Below are 16,441 nucleotides of genomic sequence, written 5' to 3' on the forward strand. Positions count from 1 at the left end.
TGGATTAACTGGTGCTTGCGCAATAACTGGAACTTCAAATACTTCTACTTTTTCAACTACAACTTCTGCTTGTGGTGGAACAGTAACTGAAACTTGGACTGCAACGGATAGTTGTGGTAGAGCTTTAGAATCAGTATCAAGAATAATCACTGTAAGTCCTGCTGCACTGCCAACAATGACTGCTCCTGCTGCTATAACGGTAGCTTGTGGTTCAGTACCAGCATCAAGTACTATTTCTTTCAGCAATGGATTAACTGGTGCTTGCGCAATAACTGGAACTTCAAATACTTCTACTTTTTCAACTACAACTTCTGCTTGTGGTGGAACAGTAACTGAAACTTGGACTGCAACGGATAGTTGTGGTAGAGCTTTAGAATCAGTATCAAGAATAATCACTGTAAGTCCTGCTGCACTGCCAACAATGACTGCTCCTGCTGCTATAACGGTAGCTTGTGGTTCAGTACCAGCATCAAGTACTATTTCTTTCAGCAATGGATTAACTGGTGCTTGCGCAATAACTGGAACTTCAAATACTTCTACTTTTTCAGCAACTCCTTCTGCTTGTGGCGGAACGGTAACTGAAACTTGGACTGCAACAGATAGTTGTGGTAGAGCTTTAGCTTCAGTATCAAGAATAATTACAGTTAGCCCTACTGATTTACCAACAATGTCGGCTCCTGCTGCTATAACTGTAACATGTGGTTCTTTACCAGCTGCCAGCACAATTCCATTTTCTAATGGATTAAACGGTGATTGTTTGGTAAACGGTACATCAAATTTATCAACATTTACAGTTACAACACCTGGATATTGCAACGGAAAAGTTACAGAAACTTGGACAGCAACTGATAGTTGTGGTAGAGTTTTAGCTTCTGTTTCAAGAACAATAACTGTCGATGACAGTTTACCTCCAACATTTGCTAGTTTGCCATCTACTACTACAATAGGTTATAGTTCGACACCTGTATTCCAACAGGCTGTAGCTACTGATAACTGTAGTGATGTAACTTTAACCTTTGAAGATGTTGCTACAGTTCCAAATTGTGATGGTTCGTATTCAGTTACCAGAACATCGACTGCTAAAGACCTTTGTAATAACACTAGTGCAGCATCACAAACAATAAACGTTAGTGCTGCAGTATTAATTGCCAATAATGATTCAGGAAATACTATTAATGGTTTGTCTGGTGGAATATCTTTTACTAATGTATTAGTAAATGACACTCTAGACGGAAATTTCGTAACTAGTTCACAAGTTAGTATTTCATTTGTATCTTCAACTAATGCTGGAGTTACATTATCTGGAACTAATGTCGTTGTTGCCGCTGGAACTCCTGCAGGGAATTACACCTTAACTTATAAAATTTGTGGTGCTGCTGCAACTTGTATTTGTTCAACTGCCATAGTTACTGTTCCTGTGACTTCGGCCCTAATCATCGCTAATGATGATCAAGGTAATCCAATACTTGGTAGTGCAGGTGGTACTTCATTTACAAACGTACTTGTTAACGATACATTAAATAACATACCAGTTTTAGCTTCGCAAGTAATTATCACTTTCGTATCTTCTACAAATCCAGGCATTACGCTTTCTGGCGCTGACGTAATAGTAGCTCCGGGAACGCCTGCTGGTTCTTATACATTAGTATACCAAATATGTGATGTTTTAAATCCTCTTACTAACTGTGATACAGCGACTGTAACTATTTTTGTTCAAGCGCCATCTATTGCAATTACTAAAGATGGAACGTATGTAGATTCGTCAGCGCCAATTGGTGTAACTAATCCTGGTGATATTATTACTTATGCCTTTGTCGTAACAAATACAGGTAACACAACCCTTACTGGTGTTGTAGTAAATGATGCTTTAACTAACTCTATTAACTTAGCGGTTTCTCCAAGTACGTTACTTCCTGGTCAATCTGGTACTGCAACTGCAACGTATACAATTACTCAAAATGATATAAATGTTGGAACGGTTTATAATTTAGCTATTGCTTCTGGTACGCCTCCAATTGGAGCTCCTGTTACAGCTACTTCTACGGATCCAACGCCTTGTGCGACTTGTCCAATCAATCCTGATTGCCCAACATGTACTGCTACGCCATTGACACCAACTCCATCTATCGCTATTACTAAAGATGGTACTTACCAAGACACTACTGCTCCGTTTGGAGTTACTAATCCTGGTGATACGGTTACTTATAACTTTGTTGTAACAAATACTGGAAACGTAACGCTTACCAATATTACGGTAACAGATAACAATGCGGTAGTAACAGGTTCTTTAGCAACTCTTGCGGTTGGAGCTTCGAACTCAACTGCATTTACTGCGGTTCACATTATTAATCAAGCTGATATCGATGCGGGGGTAGTATTCAACTTAGCGACAGCTACTGGAACGGCTCCAACAGGACCATCAGTAACTGGAACTTCTACGGATCCAACACCTTGTACTACTTGTCCAATCAATCCTGATTGCCCAACATGTACTGCTACGCCATTAATTAAAGCTGTTGACGATGTGTTCAGTGGAGTCTCTTGTAATGTTACTGCTATTACTGGTAATATCCTTAGTAATGATACTTTAGGAGGTCAACCTGTAAATACAAATGCAGCTACTCAAGTTTCTTTAACTATATTAACTGGAAATTATCCAAATATTTCAATTGCTGCCAACGGAAACATCAACTTTACAAGTGGCGTGGCTATAGGAAGCTATACATACACATACCAAATTTGTAACGTATTATTACCAAATGTATGCGATCAAGCAACAGTTACTATAAATGTTGTTGATAACACTCCTCCAGTGGTTACTCCAGCAATTCCATCAATTGTAGAATGTGATGGTAGTGGTAATGCTGCTGCTCTAGCTGCTTGGTTAGCTTCTAATGGAGGTGCAACTGCTACAGATACATGTTCGGATATAACGTGGTCTAATGACTTCGCTGGTTTAACTGATGATTGTGGAAACACTGGTACAGCTACTGTAACATTTACAGCTACAGATGATGCTGGTAACGGAACACCAACAACTGCTTCATTCACAATTAATGATTCAATTGCGCCAAGTATTAACACGGCTGCATCTAATTTAACTGTACAATGTAGTGCTGATGGTAGTCCAGAAGCTGCTTTAACTGCATGGTTAGCCTCAAATGGTGGAGCTGTTGCTTCAGACGTTTGCTCTAATGTAACTTGGTCAAACAACTTTACTGCTCTAAGCGATGGTTGTGGAAGTACTGGTAACGTAACTGTTATTTTTACAGCTACAGATGATTGTAATAATAAATCAACTAGCACTGCTACATTTACAATTGAAGATAACACTGCTCCTACGTTCACTGCGCCTGCGAATACTGAAATATTCACAACTGCAACTTGTACTTTCGATGCATCTATTGCTATAACTGGTGATGTAACTAATGAAGCAGACAACTGCTCAACAGAATTACAAGCTACATTTACAGACAGCGTTGCTAACGGCACTTGTACAGGATCTAAAGTAATTACTCGTACTTGGAATTTGATTGATGCTTGTGGAAACGCAGCAGCTACTCAAAAACAAACAATTACTGTAACAGACAATATCGTACCTACTTTCACTGCTCCTGCGAATACTGAAATATTCACAACGACAACTTGTACTTTCGATGCTTCTGTAGCAATAACTGGTGATGTAACTAACGAAGAAGACAACTGCTCAACAGAATTACAAGCTACATTTACAGACAGCATTGCTGATGGTACTTGTACTGGATCTAAAGTGATCACGCGTACTTGGAATTTGGTTGATGCTTGTGGAAACGCAGCAGCTTCTCAAACACAAACAATTACGGTAACAGATAATATCGTACCTACTTTCACTGCGCCTGCGAATACTGAAATATTCACAACGGCAACTTGTACTTTCGATGCTTCTGTAGCAATAACTGGCGATGTAACTAACGAAGCAGACAATTGTTCTACTGGATTACAAGCTACATTTACAGACAGCATTGCTGATGGTACTTGTACTGGTTCTAAAGTGATTACTCGTACTTGGAATTTGGTTGATGATTGTGGAAACGCAGCAGCTCCTCAAACACAAATAATTACGGTATCAGATAACACTGCACCTATATTCACCACACCAGCTGGAAACTTAATTGTACAATGTGGTAATGGAACAACAGATGCTCTTCAATCATGGTTGAATTCTAATGGTGGAGCGATTGCAGCAGATAATTGTTCTACTGTAACTTGGTCTAATAATTTCAGTTCTATTGCAAATGATTGTTCTACAGCTGTAACTGTACTATTTACTGCAACGGATGCTTGTAATAATAGTGCAACATCATCCGCTACTTTCATTATTGAAGATACTACAGCTCCGACTTTCACTGCACCTGCGAATACTGAAATATTCACAACGGCAACTTGTACTTTCGATGCTTCTGTAGCAATAACTGGCGATGTAACTAATGAAGCAGACAATTGTTCTGTGTTACAAGCTACCTTTACGGATAGCATTGCTGATGGTACTTGTACTGGATCAAAAGTGATCACGCGTACTTGGAATTTGGTTGATGCTTGTGGAAACGCAGCAGCTTCTCAAACACAAACAATTACGGTAACAGATAATATCGTACCTACATTCACTGCACCTGCGAATACTGAAATATTCACAACGGCAACTTGTACTTTCGATTCGTCTGTAGCTATAACTGGTGATGTAACTAACGAAGCAGACAACTGCTCAACAGAATTACAGGCTACATTTACAGACAGCATTGCTGACGGTACTTGTCCTGGTGCTAAAGTAATCACTCGTACTTGGAATTTAGTTGATGCTTGTGGAAACGCAGCAGCTCCTCAAACACAGACAATTACTGTAACAGATAACACGGCTCCTACATTCACTGCTCCTGCGAATACTGAAATATTCACAACGGCAACATGTACTTTCAATGCGTCTATTGCAATAACTGGTGATGTAACTAACGAAGCAGACAACTGCTCGACTGGATTACAAGCTACATTTACAGACAGCATTGCTGACGGTACTTGTGCTGGATCTAGAGTTATTACTCGTACTTGGTCTCTAGTTGACTCTTGTGGAAACGCAGCAGCTTCTCAAACACAAACAATTACGGTAACAGATAACATTGCTCCTACCTTCACTGCGCCTGAGAATACTGAAATATTCACAACGGCAACTTGTACTTTCGATGCGTCTGTAGCAATAACGGGGGATGTAACCAACGAAGCAGACAACTGCTCTACTGAATTACAAGCTACATTTACGGACAGCATTGCTGATGGTACTTGTGCTGGTTCTAAAGTTATTACTCGTACTTGGTCTCTAGCTGACTCTTGTGGTAACGCAGCAGCAACTCAGACACAAACAATTACTGTAACAGATAACATTGCTCCTACGTTCACTGCGCCTGCGAATACTGAAATATTCACAACAGCAACTTGTACTTATGATGCATCTGTTGCAATAACTGGTGATGTAACCAACGAAGCAGACAACTGCTCAACTGAACTACAGGCTACATTTACGGACAGCATTGCTGACGGTACTTGTCCTGGTTCTAAAGTGATTACTCGTACTTGGAATTTAGTTGATGCTTGTGGAAACGCAGCAGCTCCTCAAACACAGACAATTACTGTAACAGATAACACGGCTCCTACATTCACTGCTCCTGCGAATACTGAAATATTCACAACGGCAACATGTACTTTCAATGCGTCTATTGCAATAACTGGTGATGTAACTAACGAAGCAGACAACTGCTCGACTGGATTACAAGCTACATTTACAGACAGCATTGCTGATGGTACTTGTACTGGTTCTAAAGTAATTACTCGTACTTGGAATTTGGTTGATGCTTGTGGAAACGCAGCAGCTACTCAAACACAAACTATAACGGTAACAGATAACACTGCACCTACCTTCACTGCGCCTGCGAATACTGAAATATTCACAACTGCTGATTGTACTTACGATGCTTCTGTAGCAATAACTGGTGATGTAACTAACGAAGCAGACAACTGCTCGACTGGATTACAAGCTACATTTACAGACAGCATTGCTGATGGTACTTGTGCTGGATCTAAAGTGATCACTCGTACTTGGAATTTGGTTGATGCTTGTGGAAACGCAGCAGCTCCTCAAATACAAATAATTACAGTAACAGATAATATCGCGCCTACCTTCACTGCACCTACTGATATTACAATATCAACTGGAACAGATTGTACTTTCGATTCTTCTGTAGCAATAACGGGTGATGTAACTAACGAAGCAGACAACTGCTCAACTGGATTACAAGCTACATTTACGGACAGCATTGCTGACGGTACTTGTGCTGGTTCTAAAGTGATTACACGTACTTGGACTTTGGTTGATGCTTGTGGTAACGCAGCAGCCCCACAAATCCAAACTATTAACGTAATCGATAACATTGCACCGGTAATACCAGCGGCTCCAGCTTCAACTGTTGCTAGTTGTATTGGTGAAGTTCCTGAAATGATTACACTTACTGCTTTAGACAACTGTAATGGTGCCATAACGGTATCAGGTGTTGATACAACAGTTCCTGGATCATGTGCTAATTCATTCGTTGTAACTAGAACTTGGACATTTGTTGATGCATGTAACAATACATCTTCCGTATCACAAACAATTACTGTTAATGATACTATTGCTCCAACTTTTGATCAAGCTACTCCAGCAGATACTACTGCAAGCTGTGATACCATTCCAGCTCCAGCGGTGTTGACTGCAACAGACAACTGTGGAACGGCGACTGTTGTTATGACAGAAACTACTTTAGCAGGATCTTGTCCATCTAACTATACAATAGTAAGAACTTGGATCGCTACTGATGTTTGTGGAAATAGCAATAATCCAGTAACGCAAAACATTACGGTGTCTGATACAGCTGGACCTATTCTAGTAGGTGATTTAGATAGTAAATTACAAGTATTCTGTAACGACATACCTGCAATACCTACATTACAATTCACAGATAATTGTACAACTGTTGGTACGCCTGTATTCACAGAAACTACAACTGATGTAGTAAATGGTATCTATGATATCATCAGAACTTGGACGGTAGCTGATGCTTGTGGAAATGTATCTACATTCACTCAAGTGTTACATGTAACTCAAGTAACTTTAGTAACTGAAGTTGTAAAAAGAAGTTGTATCAACGAGGATTTAGTTTATATCCTACGTGATTTACTTCCTAATCCTGAATTAATTCCTGTTGATGCGGTTTGGGTGAACGAAGACAACCTTCCAATAGGATTTACTGGAACTACGTTCAATGCTTTTGGTAATCCATTGGGAGTATATGCATTCTCTTATACTATAATTGGTGGACCATGTCCTATAAAAATTGAAATCAAAATGACAATTGATGCGGATTGTGGAGCTTTACCATGTGAATTGATTGTAATACACAATGCGTTCACTCCAAATGGTGATGGAATAAATGAGTTCTTTAACATTGAAAATATTGAAGACTTTGATTGCTATCCAGCAAATAAAGTTGAAATTTACAACCGTTGGGGAGTGTTAGTTTTTGAAACTAATAATTATGACAACAGTTCTAAACGATTTGAAGGTATCTCTGAAGGAAGAGCTACTCTTGACAAGTCTTCTGAATTGCCAACCGGAACGTATTTCTATATCATTCAGTACAAAACAACTGAAGGAAAAACTGTTAACAAAGACGGATATTTATACCTTACTAGATAAAAAACCCTACTAATTCCTGAGGGTTGAAAAACCCTCAGGATAAAAAATAGAAAATATGAGAACAAAAATTTTAATTTTCGCTTTGATGTTAACGTGTTACACTGGTTTTGCACAGCAAGACGCACAGTATACCCAATACATGTACAACACCGTAAATATCAATCCCGCATACGCAGGATCAAGAGGAGTAATGAGTATTTTCGGATTGCATCGTACCCAATGGGTAGGATTAGATGGTGCACCGGTTACTAATGCTTTCTCTTTAAATACTCCCATTAGCAATAGCAATCTTGGCGTAGGTTTGTCATTTGTAAATGATAGAATTGGACCAACTAGTGATAACACTATTTCAGCCGATATCTCGTATACACTTCAAATGGCTAACGAATACAAATTGTCTTTCGGTATAAAAGCTTCTGGAAATATGTTTAACTTGGATACCAGCAAACTGACTCCAACACAAGCTAATGACCCTAATCTTAGTAATTTCAGTAATGAATTCTCTCCTAACTTTGGAGCTGGAGTTTATCTGCACTCTGATAAATTATATTTAGGACTATCGGTACCAAACTTTTTACAAGATTCAAAATACAGTGATAATGATGTAGCTGTTTTTCAAGAAAGAATGAATTTCTACTTTATCGGAGGATATGTATTTGATTTATCCCCTTCTATCAAGTTCAAACCCGCTTTTTTAACGAAAGCTGTAACAGGAGCTCCGCTGCAAGTTGATGCTTCAGCAAACTTCTTGTTCTTTGATAAGTTAATGCTTGGTGGTGCATATCGCTGGGATGCTGCTGTAAGTGCACTAGCTGGATTTCAAGTAACTGATGGTTTATTCGTTGGTTATAGCTACGATATGGAAACTACAAGATTAAGAAGCTACAACTCTGGTTCACATGAGATCTTCTTAAGATTCGAGTTGTTCAACAAAGTAAGTAAAATGGTATCACCTAGATTCTTCTAATAACAAGACAATAATTATGAAAAATAATATTATATACTTAGTACTTATAACATTAACATGTGTTAATAGTTATTCACAAGTCAATAAAAGAGAAGTAAAAGGTAATAAGGAGTACGATAAACTCGCTTATATTGATGCTGTTAAAACCTATGAGCGTATGTACAATAAAGGATATAAATCTCCGGATATGTTGCTTAAAATAGGGAATGCTTACTACTTCAATGCTGAATTAGAAAAAGCAAACAAATGGTATGACGAATTGTATGCAACAACTCCAGATCAAGAAGCAGAATTCTATTACCGTTTTGCTCAAACTCTTAAAGCTACCAAAGATTATACTAAAGCTGATGCCATGATGGTCAAGTTCGGTGAAAAAAGCGGTAACGATACCAGAGCGCAATTATTTGCTAAAAACAGAGATTATCTAGCTGAAATCAAAAATAATTCAGGACGTTACAAAATAGAGAATGCAGGTATTAATACCAAATATTCTGATTACGGTACGACATTCATGGGTACAAAAGTAGTTTTCTCTTCTGCCCGTGACACTGGAAACTTCTCTAAAAGAATCCACACCTGGACTGGTGCTTATTTCACTAATCTTTACAGTTCTGCCATTTCAGAAGATGGTTCTCTTGGTGCAGTTGAAAAATTTGGTAAAAAAATAAACACCAAATACCACGAAGATACTCCAGCTTTTACTAAAGATGGAGGTACAGTTTACTTTACAAGAAACAACTACCTTGACGGAAGAGGTTTTGATGCAAGCAAAGTGACGCTTTTGAAAATTTATACTGCTAAAGTGGATAAACAAGGAAACTGGAACAATATAACGGCTCTTCCATTCAACAGCGACAGTTATCAAGTAGCGCACCCTGCCCTATCTGCAGACGGTAAGACTTTATATTTTGCCTCTGATATGGAAGGAACTCGCGGTCAATCTGATTTATACAGAGTAGCTGTAACTGGTGATGGTACATTTGGTACGCCAGAAAATCTTGGCGATGCCATTAATACACCAGGTAGAGAAACTTATCCTACAGTAAATGATGATAACGAATTATACTTTGCTTCTGACGGCCAACCAGGCCTTGGTGGATTAGATGTTTTCATCACTAGAATCCCTAAAGATGGCAGTCTTAACTTTAAACAAGTGCTAAACGTCGGTGAAGAAGCTAATAGTCCAAAAGACGATTTTGCTTTAATCATTGATTCTAAAACTAAAAGAGGTTTTTTAAGTTCCAACAGAGATGGCGGACAAGGAAATGATGATATCTACAAGTTTTTAGAAACAAGACCAATCTGGTGCGAACAAGTGCTATTTGGTGTTGTAACCGATGAGAAAACTAAAGAAGTTTTACCAAATGCTAAATTGATTCTTTTTGATGAAAAATTCAAACAACTTAAAGAAACTACTTCTGATAAAGACGGAAAATACGAATTCACTGAAGTGGAATGTAACACAAAATATTACGTACGAACTTCTCTTGAAACGTATAACACTAAAGAATCTCCAGTAATCATCGGGAAAACTGATGGAAAAACTGAGCTAAATATTGAGCTTGAAAAAACTCAAAAAGAAGCAAAAACTGGTGATGACTTGGCTGATGTATTCGGAATCAACCTAATCTATTTCGATTTAGACAAATGGAATATACGTCCAGATGCTGCAATTGATTTAGCTAAAATCCTCGACGTATTAGAACAATATCCAACAATGAAAATTGACATCCGTTCGCATACTGATAGCCGTGCTTCTGGTGCTTATAACAACAAGTTATCAGACAGAAGAGCAAAATCTACAAGAGATTGGTTAATGAGCAAAGGAATTACCAAAGACCGTTTGACTGCAAAAGGTTACGGAGAAACACAACTGGTTAATAAATGCGCAGACGGAGTACAATGTACTGAAGAAGAGCACCAACTTAACAGAAGAAGTCAATTTGTGATTACAGCTATGTAAGTAGCAGACCCTTATAATCTAATCCTGAAAAGTCCCGAGAAATCGGGACTTTTTTTTTATATTTGCCCTATGAGGATATCAAAACTTTTCAGTAATTTTTTAGAAAGTGAAAAAGCAGGTGGCTTGATGCTTTTAGGGTGTACACTTCTTTCCCTTTTATTAGCAAACTCTTACTTTAGTGCTGATTATGTAAACCTTTGGCATACTCAAATAGGAAATCATCCTATTGAATATTGGATAAATGATGGCTTAATGACCATCTTTTTTTTACTAATTGGCCTAGAATTAGAACGTGAAGTTTATATTGGCGAATTATCAAATCTTAAAAATGCTTTGCTTCCTGTTTCTGCCGCTATTGGCGGAATGCTGGTTCCTGCAGGATTGTATTTAATGCTGAATTATGGAACCGACACCCAATCAGGAGCCGGGATTCCTATGGCAACAGATATTGCTTTTGCACTCGGAATTTTATCCTTATTAGGTAATAAAGTTCCAACCTCACTAAAAGTATTTTTAACTGCATTAGCTGTAATTGATGACTTAGGTGCAATTCTAATCATTGCCATTTTCTATACTAAAAATTTAATTTGGAGCAATCTTTTAATAGCCCTGGGAATATTTGTTTTTCTACTGGTGTTAAACAGATTAAAAGTAAGAAACCTAATTCCGTATCTAGTATGCGGAGTATTCATGTGGTATTTCATGCTCAATTCGGGCGTTCACGCAACCATTACTGGTGTGTTGTTAGCATTTGCTATTCCGTTTGGAAATGGTGACGAAAAGTCAACATCCTATTTATTACAAAATTGGCTTCACAAACCCATCGCGTTTATCATTTTACCAATCTTTGCTTTAGCGAATACAGCTATTGCGCTTGGTTCTGAATCGCTATCTGCTTTTGAACATCCGTATACTATAGGAATTGCGTTGGGGTTGCTCGTCGGAAAACCTGTTGGAATATGGCTTTTTAGTTATTTATCCGTTAAACTTAAAATAGGTGAACTTCCTGAAGATTTAAACTGGAAAACTATTCTAGGTGTAAGTTTCCTTGGCGGAATTGGCTTCACAATGTCAATCTTTATTGCGCTCCTCGCTTTTTCAGATATAGAACACATTAATAACTCTAAAATTATGATTTTAGTTTCCTCACTAGTCGCTGGATTAATAGGCTTGCTTTATTTAAGATCTATTTTAAAAGAAGAGGCTATCGATACAGATTAAATCATAATTCTTTAGTACCATTTCTTCTTTTTAAAATAATATATCATTCCTAAAAGCAATAAAGCCATAACGCCAACTATAATAAAATAACCATACTGCCAATGCAGTTCCGGCATATTTTCAAAGTTCATTCCGTATACACCAACGATAAAGGTCAATGGCATAAAGAAAACAGACACTACGGTTAAGGTCTTCATTACTTCATTCATTTTATGGCTTTGAGAAGAAAAAAAGAAGTTTGCGGCACTATCCAACGTAGTCAAATCATATTCAATTTGTTCCAAAAGCTCTAAACATTTTTGATGCAATCGCTCAAAAAAAGTAAAATTATTAGATTCAATTGCGTTAAAAACATTATCATCTTTGATGCTTTTAATTGAATACAATGAATCGCGCAGCGGGATGATAGAGCGTTTCAAAAAGTTGTAATTGTCACGGTGTTTTTCTATTTGCTCCAAAATAGAAAGATTGGTATTTGTTTTAGATAAATTAATTAAGGCTTCTACTTTATCTTCTTCGGATTCAATGGTAATATAGAAATTTTCCATAATGGCATCCAATAAAAGAAATAAAAGATAATCCGCCTTTTTGGTTCGAACAATGCCCGAATGTGTTCGTATGCGTTCGCGAATATGAGTAAAAAAATCACTTCGTTTCTCTTGGAAAGAAACTAAAATACCATTTTTTAACATAAAACTAATCTGCTCCACATTGATGTTGTTCGAATCTTCATCGGGTAAAATTGATTTAAGATTAAAAAATAAGGTATCATGATATTCATCAAGCTTGGTACGCTTGGTTGTGTTTAAAATATCCGAAAGCATAAAACTATCCACTACCAAATAATCTCCAATGCTTTTTATCACTTCCACGTCATTCAATCCATGCACATTGAGCCAATTCGTTCTGGTGAAATCAGCATGCTTTTCCATTTCATCCACATCAAATTCATGATATTCCGCCAAATTTAAATCGTCGTAAACAAACAATTGAATTTCAGTTTGCGTATACTTATGAACTCCAGTATATTCTAATAAAGTCGGCTGAACTTTTCTTCCTTTTTTATATTTAATTTTTCTCACGAATTCTAAATTTGTCTAAATTTAATACTATTTCTTTTTTTAGAACTATTTTTACCAAAAATCATTGTATGCAAACGCTAATCATCAACATAAAAGAATTATTGCAGGTAAGAGAAATTTCCGTTACCAAAGTTTCCGGAAAAGAAATGTCTGTTTTGCCTACTTTAAAAAATGCTTTTTTATTACTAAATAATGATGTGATTGCCGACTTTGGTCCAATGGAAAATTGTCCTAAAAAAAACGTTGAAAACACCATCGATGCTTCGAACAAAATCGTTTTACCAACGTGGTGCGATAGTCATACCCACATTGTTTACGCCGGAAATCGCGAACAAGAATTTGTGGATAGAATAAATGGTTTAACTTATGAAGAAATTGCCAATCGTGGTGGTGGCATTTTGAATTCGGCCAAAAAATTAAACGAAACTTCAGAAGAAGACCTCTACAACCAATCTAAAAAAAGATTAGAAGAAGTCATCAGTCAGGGAACTGGGGCGGTCGAAATAAAATCGGGTTACGGACTAACAGTGGATGGCGAACTTAAAATGTTACGTGTAATCAAAAAACTGGCGCAGAATTATCCAATAGCCATTAAAGCCACTTTTCTCGGAGCCCATGCTTTTCCGTTAGAATACAAAGAAAATCATTCAGGATACATCGATTTAATAATCAACCAAATGCTGCCTAAAATCGCAGAAGAGAAACTAGCAGATTATATTGATACGTTTCTAGAAACGGGTTATTTCTCTGTTGAAGAAACGGAAAAAATAATGCAAGCCGGACAAAAATATGGTTTGCGTTCCAAAATACATGTCAATCAATTTACTACCATAAACGGAATTGCCGCCTGTGTAAAACACAACGCGCTTAGTGTTGATCATCTTGAAGTACTAACCAATGATGATATTGAAGTTTTGAAAAACAGCGAAACCATTGCCGTTGCGCTGCCAAGTTGCTCCTATTTCATCAATATTCCTTATACGCCAGCGCGTAAAATGATTTCAGCCGGTTTGCCTCTCGCCTTAGCTTCAGATTTTAATCCAGGCACTTCGCCCTCTGGAAACATGAATTTTGTTGTGGCAACAGCTTGTGTAAAAATGAAAATGACGCCCGAAGAAGCCATTAATGCCGCTACAATAAACGGTGCTTATGCAATGGGTTTGTCCGAAACTCATGGCAGTATAACTATTGGTAAAAAAGCCAATCTTATCATTACAAAACCTTTGCATTCTTTTTATGAATTGCCGTATTGTTTTGCCAGTAATTTGATAGACCTAGTGTTAATAAACGGAAAAGTTATAGCATAAAAAATCCTCTCGCTTTACAACAAGAGGATTTTTAAACTAAAATATCAAACTGAATTTTATGGATTATCTCAACGAGAAACTGCTTTTTGAGATCAACTCATCTTTATCAAATACATTTACAAAATAAGTTCCCTTAGCAAAATCTTTTCCTTTTAATTGTTCTTTTACGTCTACCGTCTTATTTTCATATTGAACTGTAGTAGTAAAACTGTATGTTAAAGTATTCTCACCAAAAGTTACCGTTTGCTTTTCACCTAACACATTATTCTTAGAATCAATAATTTGGATATAATACGTTTTATCACCTGATTTAGCAATTTTGTTTTCCGCTATTGTAAAACCAACTAGAAGCACATCAGTTTTGCTGGCTTTATCCGTCATGATTTGTTTTCCTGAACTTCTTAACTTGTAAGAACCTGTTTTCAAATTGGTAATCGTAAGTTTAGAACCTTTTTCAACGGTTTTTGCTAACTCTTCATTTTGTCCAACTAATACTTGATTGTATTTTTTATTGTCTTCTAAAACTACTTTCGTACTGTCTAAGTTAGTGGTAAGTTGCTGGTTTTGCGTCTTTAAAACAGCTACTTCCTGCATCAGATTTTGCATCTTTTGCTCCATGCTTTTGTACTGATCTCTATATTTCCTTAAAGAAGCATTATCTCCTTTAGCGGTTTTCAATTCTGTAATTAATTTTACCACCTTATCTCTTTCAGCAATTAGTTCATCAGACATCGACGTATTTTCAGCAATAGCTGCATCGTAAGTAGTTTTCAAGTCTGTTAAATCTTTTAAAACAGAATCCTTTTCAAATGTTACTGTAGTTACTGTAGTTTCAAGTGTTTTTGCATCTGAGGTAAGTTTAAAAATATAAATTAAACTTCCAATTAATAAAACTGCTAATATTCCTATAATAGCTTTTAATTTTGAATTGCTGTTTTGATTTTCCATATGTTTTTTTTTGATTACTAATTGTAATACTAGTTAATAGAGTAACGAAAATTACATAATTTTATTATATTTTTGGACAAATATTTCATAAAAATGGATAAATTAATTCCGTTCACTATTTCAGATTTAGCTAAAGTAACCAATCACAGAAGTGGAGAGGTGAAATTTGGTGAAAAAATGTTAACCGTTCCTAAAGGAGAAAATTGCCACGATTATTTAAAAAAGTGTGATGCACAATATGTGCTTTTCGGAATTCCAGAGGATGTGGGCATTCGAGCTAATTATGGACGTCCGGGAGCGAGTTCTGCTTGGGCAAGCGCAATAAGTAGCATTGCTAATATTCAGCACAACCGCTTTTGCAAAGGAAGTCAAATTGTAATTATTGGACAACTTGATGTTAGCGAAGAAATGGAAGCTGCTAAACATTTAGACTTTCATACTACTTCAGATAGAAAGGAATTAAGTTTATTAGTGGATAAAATTGATAAAGAAGTAGTTCATATTGTAAGCTGCATTGTAAAATGTGGAAAAACTCCGATAATTATTGGTGGTGGACATAACAACGCCTACGGAAATATTAAAGGAACTGCACTTGGATTAGGGGAACCAATAAACGCAATCAACTTCGATGCACATTCCGATTTTAGAATTCTCGAAGGAAGACACAGCGGAAATGGATTTTCGTATGCTTACGAAGAAGCTTTTCTTAAAAAGTATTTCATTTTTGGATTACATGAAAATTACACCTCCAAAAATGTACTGGATAGTTTAAAGAAAATCGAAGACCGTGTTACCTACAATACTTATGATGAAATTAAAGTACGTCATCAAAAAGCATTTTTGCCAGAAATCATGAAAGCGTTCGATTTTATCAAAACCGATCCTTATGGAATCGAAATCGATTTGGATGCCATTCCCAATATTGCCAGTAGTGCTATGACTTTAAGTGGTTTTTCTGTAGAAGAATTACGTCAGTTTGTTTCATTTTTTGGTAATCATAAAAATGCTTCTTATCTTCATATTTGCGAAGGAGCTCCCGAACTTGGTGAAGAAAAAAACTATCACCTCATCGGAAAACTGATCGGCTATTTGGTTACCGATTTCATAAAATCAAGAAAGGAATTGCTGTAATTCGTAATTCGTAATTCATAATTCTTAAAAGCTTATCTTTGCGGCGACTTACACTTAATAGTA

Annotated in this window: 9 protein-coding genes; 6 read left to right on the forward strand and 3 right to left on the reverse strand. The window is 36.8% G+C overall.

The window, feature by feature from the left end:
* A partial coding sequence (locus tag PSU83_RS01765; protein WP_300586035.1) for a hypothetical protein occupies positions 1–723 on the reverse strand: 723 nt, incomplete at its 3' end.
* On the opposite strand from PSU83_RS01765, the gene PSU83_RS01770 reads away from it, so the two are divergent.
* The 4 genes from PSU83_RS01770 (at position 668) to nhaA (ending at position 11,910) form a co-directional block, all read left to right on the forward strand.
* Positions 668–7,759: a gliding motility-associated C-terminal domain-containing protein gene (locus tag PSU83_RS01770; RefSeq protein WP_300586037.1), complete on the forward strand. Its 7,092-nt coding sequence runs from the start codon at positions 668–670 to the stop codon at positions 7,757–7,759. The genes PSU83_RS01765 and PSU83_RS01770 overlap by 56 nt on opposite strands.
* Before the next feature lie 55 nt (positions 7,760–7,814).
* Positions 7,815–8,726 carry a type IX secretion system membrane protein PorP/SprF gene (locus PSU83_RS01775; protein ID WP_300586039.1) on the forward strand — a complete coding sequence of 304 codons (912 nt, stop codon included), beginning with the start codon at positions 7,815–7,817 and terminating at the stop codon, positions 8,724–8,726.
* Between the two features lie 16 nt (positions 8,727–8,742).
* Positions 8,743–10,689, forward strand: coding sequence for an OmpA family protein (locus PSU83_RS01780; RefSeq protein WP_300586041.1), 1,947 nt, complete (start codon positions 8,743–8,745; stop codon positions 10,687–10,689).
* A 69-nt stretch (positions 10,690–10,758) separates the two neighbouring features.
* Entirely contained in the window at positions 10,759–11,910 is a 1,152-nt protein-coding gene (nhaA, locus tag PSU83_RS01785) for a Na+/H+ antiporter NhaA (RefSeq protein ID WP_300586044.1), read from the forward strand.
* 11 nt (positions 11,911–11,921) lie between these two features.
* On the opposite strand, the gene corA is transcribed toward nhaA, so the two are convergent.
* Positions 11,922–12,992: a magnesium/cobalt transporter CorA gene (corA, locus tag PSU83_RS01790; RefSeq protein WP_300586047.1), complete on the reverse strand. Its 1,071-nt coding sequence runs from the start codon at positions 12,990–12,992 to the stop codon at positions 11,922–11,924.
* Positions 12,993–13,060: 68 nt separating this feature from the next.
* Here corA and hutI point away from each other — a divergent pair, with 68 nt between their 5' ends.
* Positions 13,061–14,299 (forward strand): imidazolonepropionase, encoded by a 1,239-nt coding sequence (gene hutI / locus PSU83_RS01795; RefSeq protein ID WP_300586050.1) that lies wholly within the window; start codon positions 13,061–13,063, stop codon positions 14,297–14,299.
* A gap of 63 nt (positions 14,300–14,362) precedes the next feature.
* Here the strand turns inward: hutI and PSU83_RS01800 are convergent, their stop codons facing one another.
* On the reverse strand, positions 14,363–15,247 hold the full coding sequence (locus PSU83_RS01800; RefSeq protein WP_300586053.1) for a hypothetical protein: 885 nt from the start codon (positions 15,245–15,247) through the stop codon (positions 14,363–14,365).
* 93 nt (positions 15,248–15,340) lie between these two features.
* Here PSU83_RS01800 and PSU83_RS01805 point away from each other — a divergent pair, with 93 nt between their 5' ends.
* Positions 15,341–16,378: a formimidoylglutamase gene (locus PSU83_RS01805; RefSeq protein ID WP_300586055.1), complete on the forward strand. Its 1,038-nt coding sequence runs from the start codon at positions 15,341–15,343 to the stop codon at positions 16,376–16,378.
* Positions 16,379–16,441 lie beyond the last annotated feature (63 nt).

It is taken from the genome of Flavobacterium sp., assembly GCF_029945805.1.
In the GTDB taxonomy this organism is placed as follows: domain Bacteria; phylum Bacteroidota; class Bacteroidia; order Flavobacteriales; family Flavobacteriaceae; genus Flavobacterium.